This window comes from Azospirillum sp. TSO5, from assembly GCF_003116065.1.
Classification (GTDB): domain Bacteria; phylum Pseudomonadota; class Alphaproteobacteria; order Azospirillales; family Azospirillaceae; genus Azospirillum.
The window spans coordinates 51,689-73,152 of the sequence record NZ_LGQY01000026.1 but is presented as its reverse complement, the minus strand read 5'-3'; the positions used below and the strand labels follow the sequence as shown (position 1 = coordinate 73,152).

General features: G+C 68.5%; 16 protein-coding genes. 6 read left to right on the top strand and 10 right to left on the bottom strand.

Annotation, left to right across the window (positions count from 1 at the left end):
- Positions 1-154: 154 nt before the first annotated feature.
- The 10 genes from TSO5_RS07515 to TSO5_RS07470 form a co-directional block, all read right to left on the bottom strand.
- Positions 155-1,789, bottom strand: coding sequence for a phospholipase D-like domain-containing protein (locus tag TSO5_RS07515; protein WP_199230829.1), 1,635 nt, complete (start codon positions 1,787-1,789; stop codon positions 155-157).
- Positions 1,790-1,899: 110 nt separating this feature from the next.
- Positions 1,900-2,931 carry an aldose epimerase family protein gene (locus TSO5_RS07510; protein ID WP_109151014.1) on the bottom strand — a complete coding sequence of 344 codons (1,032 nt, stop codon included), beginning with the start codon at positions 2,929-2,931 and terminating at the stop codon, positions 1,900-1,902.
- On the bottom strand, positions 2,931-3,917 hold the full coding sequence (yjfF, locus tag TSO5_RS07505; protein ID WP_109151013.1) for a galactofuranose ABC transporter, permease protein YjfF: 987 nt from the start codon (positions 3,915-3,917) through the stop codon (positions 2,931-2,933). The genes TSO5_RS07510 and yjfF overlap by 1 nt, the downstream gene beginning before the upstream one ends.
- Entirely contained in the window at positions 3,914-4,957 is a 1,044-nt protein-coding gene (locus TSO5_RS07500; protein ID WP_109151012.1) for an ABC transporter permease, read from the bottom strand. Before TSO5_RS07500 ends, yjfF begins: the two co-directional genes overlap by 4 nt.
- Positions 4,954-6,510 (bottom strand): galactofuranose ABC transporter, ATP-binding protein YtfR, encoded by a 1,557-nt coding sequence (gene ytfR / locus TSO5_RS07495; RefSeq protein ID WP_109151011.1) that lies wholly within the window; start codon positions 6,508-6,510, stop codon positions 4,954-4,956. The genes TSO5_RS07500 and ytfR overlap by 4 nt, the downstream gene beginning before the upstream one ends.
- A 228-nt stretch (positions 6,511-6,738) precedes the next feature.
- Positions 6,739-7,710 carry a galactofuranose ABC transporter, galactofuranose-binding protein YtfQ gene (ytfQ, locus tag TSO5_RS07490; protein WP_109151010.1) on the bottom strand — a complete coding sequence of 324 codons (972 nt, stop codon included), beginning with the start codon at positions 7,708-7,710 and terminating at the stop codon, positions 6,739-6,741.
- Between the two features lie 422 nt (positions 7,711-8,132).
- Complete coding sequence (locus TSO5_RS07485) at positions 8,133-9,287, bottom strand: porin (RefSeq protein ID WP_109151009.1); 1,155 nt, start codon at positions 9,285-9,287, stop codon at positions 8,133-8,135.
- A gap of 178 nt (positions 9,288-9,465) precedes the next feature.
- Positions 9,466-11,046 (bottom strand): aldehyde dehydrogenase (NADP(+)), encoded by a 1,581-nt coding sequence (locus TSO5_RS07480; protein WP_199230828.1) that lies wholly within the window; start codon positions 11,044-11,046, stop codon positions 9,466-9,468.
- 165 nt (positions 11,047-11,211) lie between these two features.
- Positions 11,212-12,138, bottom strand: coding sequence for a dihydrodipicolinate synthase family protein (locus TSO5_RS07475; protein WP_199230827.1), 927 nt, complete (start codon positions 12,136-12,138; stop codon positions 11,212-11,214).
- A 48-nt stretch (positions 12,139-12,186) separates the two neighbouring features.
- Positions 12,187-13,068 carry an SMP-30/gluconolactonase/LRE family protein gene (locus TSO5_RS07470; protein ID WP_109151008.1) on the bottom strand — a complete coding sequence of 294 codons (882 nt, stop codon included), beginning with the start codon at positions 13,066-13,068 and terminating at the stop codon, positions 12,187-12,189.
- A 187-nt stretch (positions 13,069-13,255) separates the two neighbouring features.
- Here TSO5_RS07470 and TSO5_RS07465 point away from each other — a divergent pair, with 187 nt between their 5' ends.
- The 6 genes from TSO5_RS07465 to TSO5_RS07440 all read left to right on the top strand — a co-directional run bounded on the left by TSO5_RS07465 (position 13,256) and on the right by TSO5_RS07440 (position 21,428).
- Positions 13,256-14,227: a LysR family transcriptional regulator gene (locus tag TSO5_RS07465; protein ID WP_109151007.1), complete on the top strand. Its 972-nt coding sequence runs from the start codon at positions 13,256-13,258 to the stop codon at positions 14,225-14,227.
- Between the two features lie 174 nt (positions 14,228-14,401).
- The gene (chvE, locus tag TSO5_RS07460; protein WP_109151006.1) at positions 14,402-15,490 is read left to right on the top strand and encodes a multiple monosaccharide ABC transporter substrate-binding protein; all 1,089 of its coding nucleotides are present in this window, start codon (positions 14,402-14,404) and stop codon (positions 15,488-15,490) included.
- Positions 15,491-15,587: 97 nt separating this feature from the next.
- Entirely contained in the window at positions 15,588-17,189 is a 1,602-nt protein-coding gene (mmsA, locus tag TSO5_RS07455; protein ID WP_109151005.1) for a multiple monosaccharide ABC transporter ATP-binding protein, read from the top strand.
- On the top strand, positions 17,186-18,385 hold the full coding sequence (gene mmsB / locus TSO5_RS07450) for a multiple monosaccharide ABC transporter permease (RefSeq protein WP_109151004.1): 1,200 nt from the start codon (positions 17,186-17,188) through the stop codon (positions 18,383-18,385). The genes mmsA and mmsB overlap by 4 nt, the downstream gene beginning before the upstream one ends.
- A 29-nt stretch (positions 18,386-18,414) precedes the next feature.
- Positions 18,415-19,353, top strand: a complete 939-nt coding sequence (locus TSO5_RS07445; RefSeq protein WP_109151003.1) for a Gfo/Idh/MocA family oxidoreductase — start codon at positions 18,415-18,417, stop codon at positions 19,351-19,353.
- A 41-nt stretch (positions 19,354-19,394) separates the two neighbouring features.
- Complete coding sequence (locus TSO5_RS07440; RefSeq protein WP_109151002.1) at positions 19,395-21,428, top strand: methyl-accepting chemotaxis protein; 2,034 nt, start codon at positions 19,395-19,397, stop codon at positions 21,426-21,428.
- Positions 21,429-21,464 lie beyond the last annotated feature (36 nt).

The window sequence follows — 21,464 nt, the reverse complement described above, 5'->3', positions numbered from 1 at the left end:
CTTGGAGGGAGTCGAACCCCCACGGCCTTTCAGCCACTAGGACCTGAACCTAGCGCGTCTACCAGTTCCGCCACAAGCGCTTTCCCCGCACCGCGTTGGGCGCCGCGGGGAGCGCTTATGTAGCGGGATGGATCGCGGCCCGCAAGCGGAGAATTCACTCGCCGCGAAAATTTTTCCCAAGCCCGTTCCGGCGGGCCAGAAGGGCCAGTCCGACCCCCACCGCCGCGCCCGCTGCGACCCCGGCGCCGATGCGCCATGCCGTCCGGTTCACGTCGCCGAACACCGTCGCGCCGCGCAGGATCGTCTCCGCCATCGGCTCCGGCCGGTCGGGGTCGAGCAGGCGTTCCTCCACCAGCTTGCGTTCCGTCTCGGTCAGCGGTTGCGGCTCCAGCGGGCGGAGCGAGCGGCCGGAGGTGCGGATCAGCCGGTCCACCGTGGCGGTCAGGGATCCGGTCGCCTCCTCCGTCCGCTCCACCTCCTCCACTTCGACCCCCAGATGCTCCGCCATCAGACGGGTGCGGACGGAGCGGATGGCGCGGCACACCTCCGGCCGCTCGCCCGGGGCGCACTCGATGGCGAGGTCGCATTCGGTGTCCAGCCCCTGGGACCGGTTATTGATGTTGGACGACCCCACCCGCAACAGCCGGTCGTCGACCACCAGCACCTTGGCATGGACATAGATGCCCTCGCCGCCCTCGGTCACCGGCGAGAGGATACGGAAGCGGGGATGGGCGACGGCCTCGTGCAGGCGCTGGAGCAGCAGCGAGCGGGCGCTGCCCATCGACTCCTCCTCGACCCAGGCGGGCGTTCGTTCGGGATTGATCACCACCACTTCGGGCCCGTCGGGCTCCGACAGCCGGTCGATGATGGCGCCGACGATCTTCTGCGAGGCAAAATACTGGCTTTCCAGGTAGATGAAATCGCGCGCGGCGGCGATGGCGGCAAGATACAGCGCTTCGATCTCGCGCACGCCGCGCTTTCCCGTCTTCTGCGTTCCCTCATGGTCCGCCATCGGATCCGTGCGGGCGATGGCGACGGGGATGTCGCGGAAGTCCGGCGTCAGGTCCTCGGGCCAGTGCGCCTTGGTCGGCGGCGGCGGGGCCAGTTCCTCGCCGGTCGCGCGCCGCCAGCGCTCCCGTGCCAGGTCACCCAGCGCCCGCGCGGCCTCCCCGTCGACCGCCGTCGTCACATCGTGGAAGGGACCGTAGGCCTCGCCGTTCGGCCGCACCCGGCGGGGATCGCCGTCGCGGTGGTCGGGCGTGTCCCAGCGGTCGGTGGTCATGTCGATGCCGCCGCAGAAGGCCAGCGCATCGTCGATGATGGCGATCTTCTGGTGGTGGCAGGCGCCCGGCGGATGGGCGGAATCGAGGCGGAAGCGCAGGCGCCGGCTGGTCATCCAGTCCAGCAACACCATCGGCGTTCCGCCCCGGAACGGCATTTTCAGGATCGACAGGTCCCATTTCAGCACATTGATGGTCAGCTCCGGCCGCACCCGGACGATCCAGGACAGGAAATCGCCCAGCTCGTTCGGCACGCCCGGCATCGGGTCGTCGGGCTCCAGCTTGATCCGGGTGTCGAAATCCCAGCCGATCAGCATCACCGTGTGGCGGGCATGGAGGATGGCGGCCTTGATCCGGGCGAAATAGGCGGCGGCATCGATGATGACCGCCACCCGATCCGCCTTTTCGATCCGCCAGCAGGTCCGGCCGGGCACCAGAACCGGGCCGGCCGGAGTCCGGCCAGCCTGATATGCGGAGTCTGGGCGGGCGGCGTCCGGCATCGCGGCCATGTCGAGCTTTCCTTCCGGCGTTGTGGAGCGGCATCGCGGGACCGGCAGCGGAACCGCTGCCATGCCCTTCGATGAACCCCGCAAGCCGCCGGACGGTTCCCCGCTTCCCTTCACCCCGTCCCGAATCGCAGCTGCATCCGGTGCCGGTAGGTCTCGCCGGGATCGAGCCGCGCCGACGGGAAATGGCCGATGTTCGGGCTGTTGGGAAACCGCTGGCTCTCCAGCGCCAGCCCGGCGAAGCGGCGGTAGGGCTGGCCACTCTTCCCCACGATTTTTTCGCTGAGATAGCCGCCGCTATAGACCTGCAATCCCGGTTGGTCGGTCGCCAGCTCCATCTTCCGGCCGGACGCCGGATGCTCCAGCACCGCCACCGGCCGCAGTTCCCCCGCCGGCCCGTCCAGGCACCAGTTGTGGTCGAAGCCGAAGCCGCCGACCGCCTCCAGCGCCTCGCCCAGCCCCACCCCGCCGCGCAGGTCGAAGGGTGTGCCGTCCACCGGCCGCACCTCTCCCGTCGGGATCAGGTCGGCACCGACAGGCGTGGTGAAACCGCCCTGCACCGCCAGCCGATGGTCGCGCAGGTCGCCGGACGCATGGCCCCCGAGGTTCCAATAGCTGTGATGGACGATGTTGACGATCGTCGGCCGGTCGCAGACGGCCGTCATGCGGATGTCCAGCACCCCGTCGTCGCTCAGCTGGTAGCGCGTGCCCGCCGTCAGCGTCCCCGGATAGCCCTGGTCGCCATCCCGAGAGACCAGTGTGAAGGTGATGGCGTTCTCCGCCTCATCAACCTTGGCGTCCCAGATCCGGCGGTCAAACCCTTCCGGCCCACCGTGCAGCTGGTTCGGCGGTTCGTTGACGGCCAACTCATGGCGCGCACCGTCGAGCGCGAAGGCCGCACCGCCGATGCGGTTGCCGTAGCGGCCACAGGTGGCACCGAAATAGGCGTCGCTCGTCAGGTAATCGGCCACGCGGTCGAAGCCCAGCACCACGTCCGCCTTGGTCCCGTCGCGGCCGGGCACCAGCATCCGCACCAGCCGGGCGCCATGGGCGATGACGGTCGCCTCCGGCCCGCCAGCGGACAGGATGAACCCCTCCACCGGCCGCCCCTCGACGGTATCGAACAGGAAACTCTCGATGGGCATCACGCCTCCGCCGGTTCGCCGCCGCGGCCGGCCCAGACCGTCAGCAGACCCTTCTGCAACAGGATGAAGACGAACAGCAGAACACCGATGGCGATCTTGGTCCACCAGCTGCTCAAGGTGCCGTCGAAGGTGATGTAGGTCTGGATCAGCCCCTGGATCAGCACGCCGACGAAGGTGCCGACGACATAGCCATAGCCGCCGGTCAACTGGGTGCCGCCGATCACCACCGCGGTGATGGTGTCCAGCTCCACCCCTGTCGCCGCCAGCGAATAGCCGGCGCCAGTGTAGAGCGAGAAGACGATCCCCGCCAGCCCGGCCAGCAGCCCCGACAGCGCATAGACCGCCACCGTCGTCCGCCCCACCGGCACGCCCATCAGCTCCGCCGACTGCCGGTTACCGCCCAGCGCGTAGAGGTTGGCGCCGAAGCGGGTCCAGTGCGCCAGCACCACGGCGCCGACCACCACCCCCAGCATCAGCATCGCCGGCAGGCTGAGCTTGCCCCCGGCGCCGAAGCGCAGCGCGATGTCGTTCAGCTCGCCATAGAGCGGATGGTTGATCGGCACCGAATCGGTGGTCAGGACGAAGCCCAGGCCACGGGCGATGAACATGCCCGCCAGCGTGACGATGAAGGGCGGCATCTGGAAGACATGGATCACCCCACCCATCGCCGCGCCGAAGCCGCCGGCGGCGATCAGCGCGACGGCGAAGGCGGCCAGCGGGTGCCAGCCGCCATGCTCGATCAGCACGGCCAGCAGCACGGTGGTGAAGCCGATGACCGCCCCCACCGACAGGTCGATCCCGCCGGACAGGATGACGAAGGTCATGCCGACCGCCGTGATCCCGAGAAAGGCATTGTCGGTCAGAAGGTTGCCCACCACCCGCCAGGAGGCGAAGTTGGGGAACTGCGCCGCGCACAGCAGGAACCCGACCACCAGCACCGCGGTGGTGACGATCAGGGGAAGAAACCGCTGGAGTGCACTGGTCATGGTTTCGCCCCTCCGCTGGTCGGCGCCACCGGCGGCTTGACCCTGGCCATCGGCCGCGCCCCCTTAGGCGCCGGCAGGAACAGGGTCAGCGTCGGCGATTGCAGCAGCAGGACGACCAGCAGGACGCCCGCCTTGACGATCAAGTTGAATTCCGGCTTGAAGCCGCTCAGCAGGATGCCGGTGTTCATCGCCTGGATGATCAGCGCGCCCACCACCGACAGCACCAGTCCGAACCGCCCACCCAGCAGCGACGTGCCGCCGACCACCACCGCCAGGATGGCGTCCAGTTCCAGCCACAGCCCGGCATTGTTGGCATCGGCGCCGCGGATGTCGGCGGTGACGATCAGCCCGGCCACCGCCGCGCACAGCCCGCACCAGACATAGACGGCGACCAGCACCACCGGCGTGTTGACGCCGGCCCCGGCGCTGGACAGCCGGTTGATGCCGACCGCTTCGATCATCAGCCCCAGCGCCGTCGCCCGCACCAGCAGGGCCGTGACCGCCAGCAGCGCGATGGTGATGACCACCGGCATCGGCACGGTCAGGAAGGACCCGCCGCCGATGAAGGCGAGCGCCGGGCTGGTGAAGGTGACGATCTGTCCCTCCGTCACCAGCTGGGCGATGCCGCGGCCGGCAACCATCAGGATCAGGGTGGCGATGATCGGTTGGATGCGCAGCACCGCCACCAGCAGCCCGTTCCACAGCCCGCACAGCAGCCCGGCCGCCAGCGACGCCGCCAGCACCGCCGGCAATCCCCATCCGGCACCGGTCATGGTTGCGGCGACCGCACCGGAGATCGCCATGACGGCGCCCACCGACAGATCGACGCCACGGGTGGCGATGACCATCGTCATACCGATGGCGAGCAGCGCCACCGGGGCGCCGCGGTTCAGCACGTCGATCAGGCTGCCGAACAGCCGGCCGTCCTGCAGGCGGATGGCGAAGAAATCGGGAAACAGCAGCCAATTGGCCAGGAGAACGGCGATCAGCGCGCCATATTGCGGCAGGTTGCGCGACGGGCCGGGAGCGGACAGCGTCATTGCCGCACCTCTACACCCGATCCGGCGGCCGGCGTCTCCGACGCGATGGCGGCGACGATACGCTCCACGCTGACCTCCCCTCCCCTCAATTCCGCCACATGGCGGCGGTCGCGCAGCACGACCACGCGGCGGCTGTAGGCGACGATCTCCTCAAGCTCCGACGACACCACCAGCAGCGCCATGCCGTCGGCGCACAGCCGCTCGATCAGGCGGATGATCTCCGCATGGGCGCCGACGTCGATGCCGCGCGTCGGCTCGTCGAGGATCAGCAGCCGCGGCTCGGTCGCCAGCCAGCGCGCCAGCAGCGCCTTCTGCTGGTTGCCGCCCGACAGCAACTGGATCGGCCGTTCGGCGTCCGGCGTGCGGATGTCGAGCAGGCGGATGAAGCGGTCGGCGATCTCCTCCTGCCGGCGGCGCGGGATCGGCTTCAGCCAGCCCTGCCGCGCCTGGAGCGCCAGGATTATGTTCTCCCGCACCGACAGCTCGCCGACGATGCCCTCCTTCTTGCGGTCCTCCGGACAGAAGCCGAAGCCGAGCCGCACGGCATCGCGCGGCCCCTTCAGCCGCACCTTGCGGCCGTCCACCGTCGCCTCGCCCTGGTCGGCGCGGTCCATGCCGAAGACCAGCCGCACCGTTTCGGTCCGCCCCGATCCCAGCAGACCGGCCAGCGCCACCACCTCGCCGGGGCGGATGTCGAGATCGAAGGGCTCGACGCTGCGCGACTTGCCGAATCCCTTGAAGCTCGCCAGCGGCGGACGGCTGTCCACCTCCGCCGGGCCGAGGTCGATGCGGTGCGCCGCCGCCTCCAGCTCCCGCCCCAGCATCATGGCGACGAGGTCGAGGCGCGGCAGCTCGGCCGTCCGCCGCTCGCCCACCAGCCGGCCGTTGCGCAGCACGGTGATGCGGTCGCAGACCTCGTAGACCTGGTCGAGGAAATGGGTGACGAAGACGATGCCAATCCCGCGCGACCGCAGGGTCCGCATCACCTTGAACAGCACCGCCACCTCCTGCGCATCCAGGCTGGCGGTGGGCTCGTCGAGGATCAGCACCTTGGCCGACATGTCCACCGCCCGCGCGATTGCGATGATCTGCTGCGTCGCCACCGAAAAGCGCCCGAGCGGTGCCGTCACGTCGATCGACAGGCCGTAGGGCATCAGAATGGCCCGCGCCCGCCGCCGCATGGCGCCACGGTCGACCAGACCCCAGCGCATCGGCTGGCGCCCCAGGAACAGGTTCTCCGCCACCGACAGGTTCGGCAGCAGGTTCACCTCCTGATAGACGGTGCCGATGTGCAGCCGCTGCGCCTCCTCCACCCCGCGCGGCGCGATCTCCCGCCCCTCCAGCGCCACGCTGCCGCCGTCGCGCTGATAGACGCCGGTCAGCGTCTTGATGAGCGTCGATTTGCCGGCGCCGTTTTCGCCGAGCAGGGCATGGATCTCCCCATGGCGCAGGGTGAAGTCGACGCCGTCGAGCGCCTGGACGCCGAGGAAGGCCTTGGACAGCCCGCGGATCGCCAGCAGCGGCGCGGAAGGGGGAGCGGTGGATGCCGTCATGACGGACCTCGCCGGAAGCGCGATGAAATGTGTGGGAAGACGCAGCCCTCTCCCGTCCCGGGAGAGGGAGGGGACCCGCCGAAGGCGGGGAGGGTGAGGGGGATTCCAAGAATCCCAAGAATCCCGAACCGCATGGCTCCTTGGAACACCCCTCACCCTTCCCACCGCTACGCGGCGGGCCCCTTCCCTCTCCCGGGACGGGAGAGGGAGTTCGAACCTCACCCCCGATCAGTAGGCATCCTTGCGGCGCTCATACTCTTCCTTGGCGGTGTCGGGCGTGAACAGCTTCGATTCCGTCTGGATCCATTTCGGCGGCATCTTGCCGTCCTTCTTGTAGGCGATCAGCGCGTCGAAGGCCGGGCCGGCCATGTTCGGCGTCAGCTCCACCGTGGCGTTCGCCTCGCCTTCCGACATCGCCTTGAAGATGTCGGGCACGCCGTCGATCGACACGACCAGGATGTCCTGGCCCGGCTTCAGGCCGGCTTCCTTGATCGCCTGGATGGCGCCGACGGCCATGTCGTCGTTGTGGGCATAGACGGCGCAGATGCCCTTGCCGCCATTCTCGGCCTTGATGAAGCTTTCCATCACCTCCTTGCCCTTGGCGCGGGTGAAGTCGCCGGACTGGGTGCGGATGATCTTCATCCCCGGATTCTTGGCGACGATCTCGTCGAAGCCCTTCTTGCGGTTGATGGCGGGCGAGGAGCCGACGGTGCCCTGCAGCTCCACCACCGCGCATTTGCCGCCGGTCTTCTTGGCCAGCCATTCCCCGGCCACCCGGCCTTCATGCACGGTGTCGGAGGTGACGGCGGTCATGTAGAGGCTCGGGTCCTTGGTCTCGATCTGCCGGTCGAGCAGCATGACCGGGATCTTCGCCTCCTTGGCCTCCTTCAGCACCGAATCCCAACCGGTCGCCACCACCGGCGCGATGAAGATCGCGTCGACGCCCTGGGCGACGAAGGACCGCACCGCCTTGATCTGGTTCTCCTGCTTCTGCTGGGCGTCGGAGATCTTGAGGTCGATCCCGCGCTTCTCGGCTTCCGTCTTGGCGGTCTTCGTCTCGGCCGCGCGCCAGCCCGATTCCGAACCGATCTGCGAGAAGCCGACGACCAGCTTCTTGGCATCGGCGGCCTGGACGGCGCCCAACCCGATGAACAGCGCCGCGGCGGCGGTGGCGGCGGAGATCACCCATTTCCTGGACATCCGTTTCACTCCCTGAGGTTTTATGGCGAGGTTTTATGGCGGTGCTTGCTGGATGAAGGCGGGCGACGGGACGGGGCGAGGAATTTTCCTGATCGCAGCCCGGTCCGAAATTGTTCGTCATGCCTACTTTAAGTACACAGAACCATAACTGTCCAATACGATTCTCGACCTGCATGATGCCGAAAAGGATATGGATGGCTCGGAATCAGGCCCAAACCCAGGTCGAAAAAACGGCCGGGCAGCGCAAGGCCGCCCGGCCGTGAGGTGACCCTGCTCCTGTCCGGAACAGGGCCGACGCACCCGAGGGAGAGCGCGCCGGGACGCAACCGCCGCGGCGGGATGGAGAGCAACACCGCGGACGGCGCGAAGCCGAAGGAAAAGGGACCAGGACGTCAACCGGCCCTTATCGGAAGACGAAGCCCTTAGAAAGCGAGGTTCGCCTGGACCAGGAACATGTCGCCCTTGTCGCTGTTGGCGGCGACGTCGGAGCTGAGCTTGAAGTGGTTGTATTCCGGCCCGATGGCGAAGCCGGGGGCGACCACATACTTGGCGCCGACGGTGATCAGCTCGAACTTGGTCCGGCCGCGCACCGTCAGGTCGCCGGCATCCTTGGCGTTCAGGTAACCGACGCCCAGCGTGGTGGGCCCGAAGGTGTACTGCGCGCCCGCGGTCCAGACGTCCTGCTTCTCGCGGCTGACGATGCCGGCGGTGCTGGACTTGGCATAACCGCTGTCGCCCGACCAGGCATAGCTGCCGCCGACCTTCAGCCCGCCATAGGCCACGGTCAGGCCGGCATGGGTGGAGGACAGATCGTCGAAGCTCGCCCCGGTGATGCTGGAATCCTTGGCCTTCCCGCCCAGGTAGAACAGGCTGGCATTGACCGCGACGCCGCCGAAGCTGTTGGTGTAGGTGCCGCCGACCTCGTAGACGTCGCGATAGGCGCCGGTGCGGTTGGCCGAGGCCAGCGCGAACTTGGAGCGGTTGACGTCGGTGCCGCTGCTGTCCGACGACGGCTGGTAGGAGGCGCCGAGCTTGAAGCCGGCGATCTCCGGCGTCCAGTAGGTGGCGCGGGTGGCAGGGTTGCCTGAGATCAGGGCGCGGATGTTGCCGATGGTGACCGGCGAGTTGGCCGCGCTGTTGCCGAGCCAGGACGGGAAGGAGCCGTCGACGCCGCCGGTGCCCCAGTCGGACGGGGCGATGATGCCGCTGTCGTCGGACGGGCCGTTCTCGACACCCATATGCACGGTGCCGAAGCTGCCGTTGACGAACAGGAAGGCGCGGTCATAGCCGGTGGTGCGGGCGTTGTTGGCGCCGTTCTCCGCCAGCAGGCGCAGGCGGGCGCCGTATTCCAGCCCGTTGTCGGCCTTGGCCTTCGGCGTCACCAGCAGGCGCAGGCGGTTGCGGAACTCAGTGGAGCGCAGGCCGGCATCACGGTCCTGGTCGACATAGCCGGCCTCGAAATAGGCGTCGCCGCCGATGACCACGTCGAACTTCGCCTGGGCGAAGGCCGGGCCGGTTCCCAGGACCGAGACGAGCGAAAGGGTGGCTGCGCCAAGCAGCAGAGCGGATCTCACCATCAGGGTTTCCTCTTAATGCGGTTTGTTCTTGCTTCGATACCGTGTGTGGGAGCGGTGCTTCGGCGTTGCGCGGACGCACGCCGTCCCCGACCGCCGAACCCGGCACGCGGCCGGTTCCGACGGTTTGCTCTGCGTCAGCGCTCCCTCTGACGCAGCCGTTGCGGGTTGCTGGTGTCGGTCAGTCCTGTCCGAGCGTTCCGTCGATGCGCCGCCACAGCCCCAGCGGGTTGCCGTCGCGCAAGGCCTCCGGCAGCAGGTCGGCGGGAATGTCCTGATAGCAGACCGGGCGCAGGAAGCGGCGGATCGCCAGCGTGCCGACCGAGGTGCTGCGCGGGTCCGACGTCGCCGGGAACGGGCCGCCATGCACCATCGCGTGACAGACCTCCACCCCCGTCGGCCAGCCATTCGCCAGGAGGCGGCCGGCCTTGCGCTCCAGCGTCGGGATCAGCCCGGCCACTGCCGCCTTATCCTCCGCATCCATCTGCAAGGTCGCCGTCAGCTGACCCTCCAGCTTTTCCGCCACCGCTTTCATCGCCGCCACGTCGGGGCAGCGGATCAGCAGCGAGGCGGCGCCGAACACTTCCTCCTGCAATTCGGTGTCGGCCAGGAAGGCGTCCGCCGTGGTGGTGAAGAAGGCGGCCTGCGCCTGGTTCGGCCCGCTGCAGGCCAGACCACGCGCCAGCGCCGTCACCTCGCCGCTGCCGGCCAGCTTGGCGACACCGGCGTCATAAGCGGCGTGGATGCCCGGCGTCAGCATGGTCGACGCTGCGCAGCCGCCGAGAGCGTCCACCGCCGCCGCCACGAAGCGGTCGAGGTCCGGCCCTTCCAGGCCCAACAGGATGCCGGGGTTGGTGCAGAACTGCCCGGCGCCCATGGTCAGCGAGGCGACGAACGCCTTGCCCAGCGCGTCGGCGCGGGATGCCAGCGCCGCTGGCATCAGGAAGACCGGGTTGATGCTGCTCATTTCGGCATAGACGGGGATCGGCTCCGGCCGCTTGGACGCCACCTCCATCAGCGCCAGCCCGCCGCGGCGCGAGCCGGTGAAGCCCACCGCCTTGATCCGCGGATCGGCGACCAGCGCCGTGCCGATCTCGTTGCCGGTGCCGAACAGCAGCGAGAAGACGCCCTCGGGCAGGCCGCAGGAGGCGACCGCCGCCTGGATGGCGCGGCCGACCAGTTCGGAGGTGCCGGGATGGGCGCCGTGGCCCTTCACCACCACCGGGCAGCCGGCGGCGAAGGCCGAGGCGGTGTCGCCGCCGGCCACCGAGAAGGCGAGCGGGAAGTTCGACGCGCCGAACACCGCGACCGGGCCGAGCGGGATGTGGCGCTGGCGGATATCGGCACGCGGCAGCGGGGTGCGCGCCGGCAGCGCCGGGTCGATGCGGGGCTCGATCCAGCTGCCCTCGCGCACCACCTGGGCGAACAGGCGGAGCTGGCCGACGGTGCGGCCGCGCTCGCCCTCCAGCCGGGCCCGCGGCAGTCCGCTTTCGGCCATGGCGCGGGTGATGAGGTCGTCGCCGATGTCGAGGATGTTCTGGGCGACGGTCTCCAGGAAGGTCGCGCGCTGCTCCAGGCCGGTTTCGCGGAAGGCATCGAAGGCGGCCCAGGCCAGGGCGCAGGCGCGCTCCACCTCGGCCGCGCCGCCGCCGCCGAAGACGGGCTCCAGCGCCTCGCCGGTGGCGGGGTCGACGGCGCGGAAATCGCCTTCGCTGCCGCGGTGGGCGCTCGCGCCGATCAGCATCTCGCCGGTGATGGTCATGATGTCTCCTTCGTCGGGGCGTTTTGCCCCCTCCCTAACCCTCCCCCGCTTCGCGGGAGAGGGGACTGCCGCCGCTTCGGCATTCAAGCCACGCCACCAAGCATCCTGCCCCCTCCACCGCCAAAGGCGGGGGAGGGATGGGGAGGGGGCACCCGCCGCGACGACCTACCGCCCCCAGCGCAGCACCAGCGGATCGAGCCGCCGCGCCGCGTCCAGCAACCCCTCGCGGCTCATCGGATGCGGATTGGCCAGCGGGTGGCGCATCGCGTCGGACTTGATGACGCCGCCCTCCTTCATCAGGATCTTCGCGGTGGCGATGCCGCACTGGCGGTTCTCGTGGTTGATCAGCGGCAGCCAGCGCCCATAGGCCGCCACCGCCGCTTCGCGGTCGCCCGCCAGATACGGGTCGACGATCTGCCGAATCCCGTCGGGATAACCGCCGCCGGTCATCGCCCCGGTCGCACCGGCATCGAGGTCGGCCAGCAGCGTGATCGCCTCCTCGCCGTCCCACGGTCCCTCGATGGCGTCGCCGCCCAACTCGATCAGCGTGCGCAGCTTGGCCGCCGCCTGCGGCACCTCGATCTTGAAATAGGAAACCTGCGCGATCTCCCGCGCCATCCGCGCCAGCAGCGGGGCGGACAGCGCGGTGCCGCTGACCGGCGCGTCCTGGATCATGATCGGGATGTCGATGGCATCGGACACCCGCTGGAAGAACTCGACAATGCCGGCTTCCGGCACGCGGATGGTGGCGCCGTGATAGGGTGGCATCACCATCACCATCGCGGCCCCCAACTCCTGGGCGCGGCGGCTGCGCTCGGCGCAGGCGCGGGTGCTGAAATGGGTGGTGGTGACGATCACCGGCACCCGGCCGGCGACATGGGCCAGCATCGTCTCCATCAGCACCGTGCGCTCGTCGTCGGTCAGCACGAACTGTTCGGAGAAGTTGGCGAGGATGCACAGGCCGCTGGAGCCGGCGTCGATCATGAAGTCGACGCAGCGCTTCTGACCGTCGAGGTCCAGCTCTCCCGATTCAGTGAAGATGGTGGGGACGACGGGGAAGACGCCGCGATAGGGGCGTGCGCTGGACGGCATGGCAATCGTATCCTTCATCGAATTCCGGCATGAAAATCCGGACAGCGTTCAGCGCGAGGCGGGTCCGAACCCGCAAGCCGGCAGGCCGCGCACGCCCGGATCGCACTCGAACAGCGCTCCGGCCAGCGGTTCCTCGTCCCGGCCGTGCGCCGCGGTGGTGATGAACATCCGGTCCAGATCGGGACCGGCGAAGACGCAGGAGGTGACGCGGGACACCGGCAGCGCGATCACGCGGTCCAGCGTCCCGTCGGGACGGAAGCGGCTGACGCGCGCGCCGTCCCAATGGGCGATCCACAGCCCGCCCTCGGCATCGCAGGTCATGCCGTCGGGATAGCCATCGGCCTCGGTGAAGCGGATGTGGACGCGCTTGCCAGACAGGCCGCCGTCGGCGCCGATGGCGAAGGCGTAGACCGTCCGCGCCGCGCTGTCGGTGTGGTAGATCGTCCGGCCGTCGGGCGACAGCGCCGGCCCGTTGGCGACGGTGTAGCCCTGATCGACCCGCGTGACCGAGCCATCGTGATCGATGCGGTAGAAGCTGCCGGCCGGCGCCTCCTCCGCATCGTCCATGCTGCCGACCCACAGCCGGCCCTGCCGGTCGGCCTTGCCGTCGTTCAGCCGATTGCCCGGCATGTCCGGCTCGATTCGCGCGATCTCCTCGGCAACCGTCGCCTGCCCCGACTCCAGCCGCAGCCGGACCACCCGGCGCGAGCGCAGCCCGGCGATGAAGCCGTCGCCGTCGGCGCTCTCCACCAGCCAGCAGGCGGCGTCATCCAGATCCCACACTGCCTGCGAACCGTCCGACAGGCCGTGACGCAGGATGCGGGAGCCGCGGATATCGACGAAATAGACGGCGTCCTGCCGCGGGGACCAGAGCGGACCTTCCCCCAGCAGCGCCCGAGCTTGCCAGACGCAACGCGCTTCCTGCGCCATACCGCTCGACCCCCTCACCCTGGCGGACCGCCATTCGCCGGCGGCCTTTTCAAAATTTGTTGACGGCCCAAACGATAAGGGGCCTCTTGATAATCGTCCAATATGAAGATCGGCGTTTGCGATATCAAATGTCGTATCCCGGCATTTCCGATCCCGACGCCGCTGCCCGACCGGAGGCATTCCCCCCGTGACCCAGCAACGCTTTTCCCCGAACTGGTTCCAGAAGGCGCGGCTGAAGCTGCGCCATCTCCAGCTGTTCGCGGCGCTCGACGAACACCGCAACCTGCACCGCGCCGCCGCCAGCCTGAACATGTCGCAGCCCGCCGCCTCCAAACTGCTGGGCGACCTGGAGGAAACACTGGGCATCGAGCTGTTCGACCGCCATGGCCGCGGCATCGAGCCGAACTGGTACGGCAGCCTCATGATCCGCCACGCCCGGATGATCCTCAGCGAGCTGCAGGAGACGGGGGAGGAGCTGAACGCCCTGCTTGCCGGCCACAGCGGCCGGGTGTCGATCGGCACGGTGATGGCCCCGGCGGTGGAGCTGGTGGTGCCGGTCATCAGCAGCCTGACCCGCGAGCATCCCAACCTGAAGGTCGCCGTGGCGGTGGAGACCAGCGACGTGCTGGCCGACCGCGTCCATCAGGGGGTGATGGATTTCGCCATCGGCCGCCTGCCCGGCCATTTCGACCCCACCGCCTTCGAGTATCAGGAGATCAGCAGCGAGGAGCTGTGCTTCATCTGCCGCGAAGGCAACCCCCTTCTGCAGCTGGGCCGTCCGCTGACCGCCGCCGACCTGTCCGACGCCACCTGGATCCTGCAGCCGGTCGGCACGCTGCTGCGCGACCGGGTGGAAGCGCTGTTCCGGGCCGAAGGCGCCCGGCTGCCGCACCGGGTGATCGAAAGCGCCTCTCCCGTCATCTCGATGGCGATGGTGGCGGAAACCGAGTCGATCACCGTCTTCGCCCGCGCGCTGGCCCAGGTGTTCTCGCCCAGCGGCTGCTGCGCCATCATGCCCTTCCACAAGCGTTTCAGCGTCGAACCCTACGGCATCTTCTGGCTGAAGGACCGGCCGCTGTCGCCGGGTGCCCGCACCGTGCTGTCGGCGGTGCGCGCGGCGTCGGAGCTCAAGATGCGCCTGGTGTCGGCCACCGCCTGAGCGATGTGATGGCCGATACCTAAATGCATATCGATTTGCCGAATAATCATATTTGACAGTTATGGGAAAACGGAGGATTGCTAGGGACACAAACCATCGCGTCCGACGCCATCCGCGCCACAGAACGCGGGGGCGGCGTATCGCGTGCCGCAGTAACGGGGAGGATTCCGGTCCATGTCGTCTCCTAAAGGGTCTTCTTTCAGCTCCAAGTTCGCCGGCCTCGCCGTCGGCCTGCTCGTCGTCACCGGCGCCGCCGTGCCGGCACTTGCCCAGACCAAGCCGACCGTCGGCATCGCGATGCCGACCAAGTCGTCGGCGCGCTGGATCGACGACGGCAACAACATGGTCAAGTATTTCCAGGAAAAGGGATACAAGACCGATCTGCAATATGCGGAGGACGACATCCCCAACCAGCTCGCCCAGATCGAGAACATGGTCACCAAGAACGACAAGGTTCTGGTGATCGCCGCCATCGACGGGACGACGCTGACCGACGTGCTGCAGAAGGCGGCGGAACAGGGCGTCAAGGTCATCGCCTACGACCGGCTGATCCGCAATTCGCCGAACGTCGATTACTACGCCACCTTCGACAACTTCCAGGTCGGCGTCCTCCAGGCCTCCTACATCGAGAAGGCTCTCGGCCTCAAGGATGGCAAGGGTCCGTTCAACATCGAGCTGTTCGGCGGCTCGCCCGACGACAACAACGCCTACTTCTTCTACAACGGCGCCATGTCGGTGCTTCAGCCCTACATCGACAGCGGCAAGCTGAAGGTGCAGAGCGGCCAGATCGGCATGGACAAGGTGTCCACCCTGCGCTGGGACGGCGCCGTCGCCCAGGCCCGCATGGACAACCTGCTGAGCGCCTATTACGGCGACAAGAAGCTGGACGCCGTGCTGTCGCCCTATGACGGGCTCAGCATCGGCATCATCTCGTCGCTGAAGGGCGTCGGCTATGGGACGCCGCAGCAGCCGATGCCGGTCGTCACCGGCCAGGACGCCGAGGTGCCGTCGGTCAAGTCGATCCTGGCGGGCGAGCAGCGCTCCACCGTCTTCAAGGACACCCGCGAACTGGCGAAGGTCACGGTGGGCATGGTCGACGACCTGCTGGCCGGCCGCAAGCCGCAGGTCAACGACACCAAGACCTACGACAACGGCAAGAAGGTGGTTCCCTCCTATCTGCTGAAGCCGGTCAGCGTCGACGCCTCCAACTGGAAGCAGGTCCTGGTCGACAGCGGCTATTACAAGGAATCGCAGATCAAGTGAGTGAACGGCGCGGGGTGAGGGCGCCGACCGGCACCCTCACCCCGCGCCCCGTCCAACAGCGGATCGGGCGGCAGGATCGGCGATCGAGGGTTTATCCATGGACAGCATTCTTGAGATGCGCGGCATCACCAAGACGTTCCCGGGCGTCAAGGCGCTCGACAACGTCAACCTCTCGGTCCGCGAGGGGGAGATCCACGCGCTGATCGGCGAGAACGGCGCCGGCAAATCGACGCTGATGAAGGTGCTCAGCGGCGTCTATCCGCACGGCACCTACGAGGGCGAAATCCGCTTCCGCGGCCAGCCCGTCGCCTTTCGCGGCATTGCCGACAGCGAGAAGCTGGGCATCATCATCATCCACCAGGAACTGGCGCTGGTTCCGCTGCTGTCGATCACCGAGAACCTGTTTCTCGGCAACGAGCAGGCCCCCGGTGGATTTTTGGGTCGCGGCCGGATCGACTGGATCGCCGCCACCGCCCGCGCGCGCGAGCTTCTGCGCACGGTCGGCCTGACCGATTCGCCCGAAACCCTCATCACCGACATCGGCGTCGGCAAGCAGCAGCTGGTGGAGATCGCCAAGGCCCTGTCCAAGGAGGTCAAGCTGCTGATCCTGGACGAGCCGACGGCCAGCCTGAACGAAAGCGACAGCGACGCCCTGCTGGCCCTGCTGCTGCGCTTCAAGGAACAGGGCATCTCCTCCATCCTGATCTCGCACAAGCTGAACGAGATCGCCAAGGTCGCCGACCGCGTCACCATCCTGCGCGACGGCACCACGGTGGAAACACTGGACTGCCACGACGCCCCCATCAGCCAGGACCGCATCATCAAGGGCATGGTCGGCCGCGACCTTGCCGACCGCTATCCCCGCCGCACCAGCAACCCCGGCGACATCCTGTTCGAGGTGAAGGGCTGGAGCGCCGACCACCCGATCCATCCCGGCCGCCGCGTCGTGCGCGACATCGACCTGCATGTCCGCCGGGGCGAGGTTGTCGGCATCGCCGGCCTGATGGGCGCCGGCCGCACCGAATTCGCCATGAGCCTGTTCGGCCGTTCCTACGGCCGCAACATCCGCGGCAAGGCCTTCCTCGCCGGGCGCGAGATCGACGTGTCGACCATCCGCCGGGCGATGGACAGCGGGCTGGCCTACGCCACCGAGGACCGCAAGCATTACGGCCTCGTTCTGGACAACGACATCCGCCACAACGTGACGCTGGCCAAGCTGGACGGCGTCGCCAAGCGCGGCGTCATCCACCACGAGCGCGAGATCGAGGTCGCCAACGACTTCCGCCGCCGCCTGCGCATCCGCTGCTCCGACGTGTTCCAGCAGACCGTCAACCTGTCCGGCGGCAACCAGCAGAAGGTCGTGCTCAGCAAATGGCTGTTCGCCGACCCGCAGGTGCTGATCCTGGACGAGCCGACCCGCGGCATCGACGTCGGCGCCAAATATGAAATCTACACCATCGTCAACCAGCTGGTGGCCGAAGGCCGCGGCGTCATCCTGATCTCGTCGGAACTGCCGGAGCTGCTGGGTGTCGCAGACCGCATCTACGTGATGAACGAAGGCGCGCTGGTCGCCGAGATGCCGGCGGCGGAAGCCAGCCAGGAAAAGATCATGCACGCCATCATGTCCTCCGCCTCCAGATCACCAGCCAATTCTCCGGCCAATTCTCCGGCAGCAGCCGTCCGGGAGTCCCTGCAATGAGCGTCGAACTGAACATGCCCGCCGCGCCGTCCCGCCAGGCTTCGATGGCCAAGTTCCTGAAGAGCCACATGCGTGATTACGGCATGCTGATCTCGCTGCTGGCGATCGTTGCGTTCTTCCAATACATGACCAACGGCACGCTGCTGCAGCCGCTGAACCTGACCAACCTCGTCCTGCAGAACAGCTACATCGTCATCATGGCGCTGGGCATGCTGCTGGTGATCGTCGCCGGGCACATCGACCTGTCGGTCGGGTCCATCGTCGGCTTCATCGGCGCGCTGGCCGCCATCCTGATGGTGCAGTTCCACTGGCACTTCATCCCCACCGCCATCGTCAGCCTGATGGCGGGCGCCGCCATCGGCGCGGCACAAGGGTACTGGGTCGCCTATTTCCGCATCCCGTCCTTCATCGTGACGCTGGCCGGCATGCTGGTCTTCCGCGGCCTCAGCCTCGCGCTCTTGGCCGGCCAGTCCGTCGGCCCCTTCCCGGTGGAGTTCCAGCGCCTCAGCTCCGGCTTCATCCCGGACGTCTTCGGCACCACCGGCTTCCACACCACCACGCTTCTGCTGAGCATCGCGACGCCGGCCATCCTGATCGCCTTCAGCGTCGCCGCCCGCATCCGCCGCCACCGCTTCGCCATCGAGCAGGAGCCGCTGGTCCTGTTCGTGCTGAAGAGCGCCGGCCTGTTCGCGGTGGTCGCCTATGTCGGCTGGCTGCTGGCGACCTACAAAGGGCTGCCGAACGTCCTCATCATCATGGCGCTGCTGATCGGCCTCTACGCCTTCGTCACCCGCGACACCACCATCGGCCGGCGCATCTACGCGCTGGGCGGCAACGAGAAGGCGGCCAAGCTGTCGGGCATCGATACCCGCCGCCTGTCCTTCTACACCTTCGTCAACATGGGCGTTCTCGCGGCGCTGGCCGGGCTGATCTTCGCCGCCCGCCTCAACACCGCCACGCCGAAGGCCGGCGTTTCGTTCGAGCTGGACGTGATCGCCGCCTGCTTCATCGGCGGCGCCTCTGCCTCGGGCGGTGTCGGGCGGGTGACTGGTGCGGTGATCGGCGCCTTCATCATGGGCGTGATGAACAACGGCATGTCGATCGTCGGCATCGGCATCGACTGGCAGCAGGTCATCAAGGGCCTGGTCCTCCTCGCCGCCGTCTGCTTCGACGTCTACAACAAGGGCAAGGCCTGAGGCTTTCCGCCCCGACCGGACTTACCGCCATGACGCTCCCCACCCTCGGTCTCGTCGGCTTGGGCAAGATCGCCCGCGACCAGCACATCCCGGCTATCGCCGCCACCGGCCTGTTCGAACTCGCCGCCGTGGTCAGCCCGGACGGCGCCGGCACCGAAGGCGTTCCGACCTTCCGCTCCCAGGCGGAGATGCTGGCAGCCCTGCCCGGCCTCGACGCCGTGGCGCTCTGCACCCCGCCTGCCGTGCGCCACGGCTTGACGGTGGAGGCCCTGCGCGCCGGCAAGCATGTGCTGATCGAGAAGCCGCCCGCCGCCACCCTGTCGGAGCTTCACGATCTGGTGGCGGAGGCAGAATCCGCCCGCCGCACCCTGTTCACCGCCTGGCATTCGCAGTTCAACCCGGCGGTCGAGGAAACCCGCCTCCGACTGGCCGATGCCACCATCCGCAGCGTCGCCATCACCTGGAAGGAGGATGTGCGGCGCTGGCATCCGGGCCAGGACTGGATCTTCGCCGCCGGCGGCTTCGGCGTCTTCGATCCCGGCATCAACGCCCTGTCGATCCTGACCGACATCCTGCCCGCCCCGGTCTTCGTCCGCTCGGCCGACCTGCATGTCCCGGCCAACCGCGACACGCCGATCGCCGCGACGCTGGAGATGGGTGCCGCCCCCGGTTCCCGCATCGGCCGCGTCACCGCCGACTTCGACTTCCTCCAGCAGGGCGAGCAGACCTGGTCGATCGTCATGGACACGGCCGACGGACGTCTCGACCTCACCCATGGCGGCACCCGCCTGCTGGTGGACGGCGTCCCGGTCCTGGCCGAGCCCGACACCGAATACCAGCGCATCTACCGCCACTTCCACCGGTTGATCGGCGAAGGGGCGAGCGACGTCGACGCCCGTCCGCTGTCGCTGGTCGCCGACGCCTGCATGGTCGGGCGCTGGCACCGCACCGACTCCTTCGACTGGTAGAAGGCCCCGGAAGAGGGTCCGGCAACAGGGAGGTTCCCCGCATGTCCATCGCCACCCGCGTGCAAATCGGCACCCGCATCGGCCACCGGATCACCGCCGGCAGCGCCGGAATCCTGCTGTTCCTCGCCGCCGTCGCCGGGGTGGGCATCAACGCCCTGTCGGAGACGGAGACGGTGGTGCGCCGCAACGGCGTGCTGGCGGAACAGGTGGTCGATCTCGGCCGCATGCAGACGCTGATGCTGGACATGCGCCTGAAGACCACCGCCTTCCTGCTGAACGGCCGCGACGAGGACGCCGACGCCGTTGCTTCCCTCTCGGCGGAGGCCGCGACCCTCGTCGCCGCCGTCGACCAGCGCCTGTCCGGCAGCGGCGACACCGCCCCCCAGCAGATGGCGGTCCAGCAGATGAAGGCCCGCGTCGCCCAATATGGCGACAGCTTCGCCGCCGTCCGCGCCGCCCATGCCCAGCGCAGCGAGGCGGTGGCCGAGGTCGCGAAATACGGGTCGAAGCTGCAGACCATGCTCAGCACCATCCTGACCAACGCCAAGGGCAGCGGCAATGTCGAGGCGCTGAACCTCGCCGCCCAGGCGGCGATGCATGTCCAGGCCGCCCGCACCGTCGCCGCCCGCTTCCAGGGGGAGGGCACGGCCGGCCTCGCCACCGCGACGAAGACCGAGCTGAAGACCGCCGCCCAGAATGGCGACACCATGGCGAAGACGCTGACCGACCCCGCCCTGCGCGGGCTGGTCGCCGCCTTCCTGAAGACGCTCGACGGCTATGCCGCCGGCTTCGACCGGCTGGTGGAGACGACGCAGCGCCGCGACGCCCTGGTCACCGGCACCCTAACCCCGCTCGGCACCGCCATCGGCGAGCAGGCCCGCGCCCTGACCGACCAGGGCATCGCCGACGAACAGCAGCTGCGCGCCGACACCACCGCCGACATCGCCGGCTACCGCAGTGCGATGGTGCTCGCCTCGGCCGCCGGCCTGATCCTCGGCCTCGCCGCCGCGGTGCTGATCGCCCGCAGCCTGTCGCGCCCGGTGGTCGCCATGACCGACGCCATGACCCGGCTGGCCGGCGGCGACCGCTCCGTCGCCATCCCCGGCCTCGACCGCCGCGACGAGATCGGCGGCATGGCCAAGGCGGTGCAGGTCTTCCAGGCCGGCCTGATCGAGGCCGACCGCATGGCCGCCGACAAGGCCGCCGAGCATGAGGCCCGCGTCCGCCGCGGCGAGCGCATCGACCGCCTGACCCTGGAGTTCGAGCGCATGGTGGAAAGCACGCTGGGCCGCGTCGCCAGCGCAGCATCCCAGCTGCAATCGACCGCCCACTCCATCCAGTCGACCACCGACGAGACCAGCCGTCTGGCCGGCGACGCCGTCCGCAGCTCCGGCGAGACCACCGGCAGCGTCGAGACTGTGGCCGCCGCCGCCGAGGAACTGGCCGTCTCCATCGCCGCCATCAGCCAGCATGTCGCCCACAGCGCCCAGGTGACCGAGCAGGCGGTCGGCATCGCCCGCATCACCGACGAGACGGTGCGCAGCCTGACCGGCGTCGCCCGCCAGATCGGCGACGTGGTGCAGCTGATCGGCTCCATCGCCGCCCAGACCAACCTGCTGGCGCTGAACGCCACCATCGAGGCGGCACGGGCCGGCGAGGCGGGACGCGGCTTCGCCGTGGTGGCGAACGAGGTCAAGAGCCTCGCCGCCCAGACGGCGAAGGCGACCGAGGAGATCGAGACCCAGATCGCCGCCGTCCAGCGCGTCAGCAGCGAGGCGGCCGGCGCCATCACCGAGATCACCAAGGTGATCGGCGAGGTCAACGAGGTCTCCACCACCATCGCCTCCGCCATCGGCGAGCAGCGGGCCGCCACCCAGGAGATCAGCGGCAGCATCCAGCTCGCCGCCCGCGGCACCCAGGATGTCCGCGACAACATCACCGGCGTGACCCACGCCTTCCAGGCCACCAGCGACGCCTCGCGTCAGGTCAAATCCGCCGCCGACGGCCTGTCCGGCGAGGCCGACGACCTGCGCGGCTGCGTGTCGCGCTTCCTGGCCGACATGCGCGCGGCCTGATCCACCACAACGAGACGCAAACCCAACTCCGGCGCC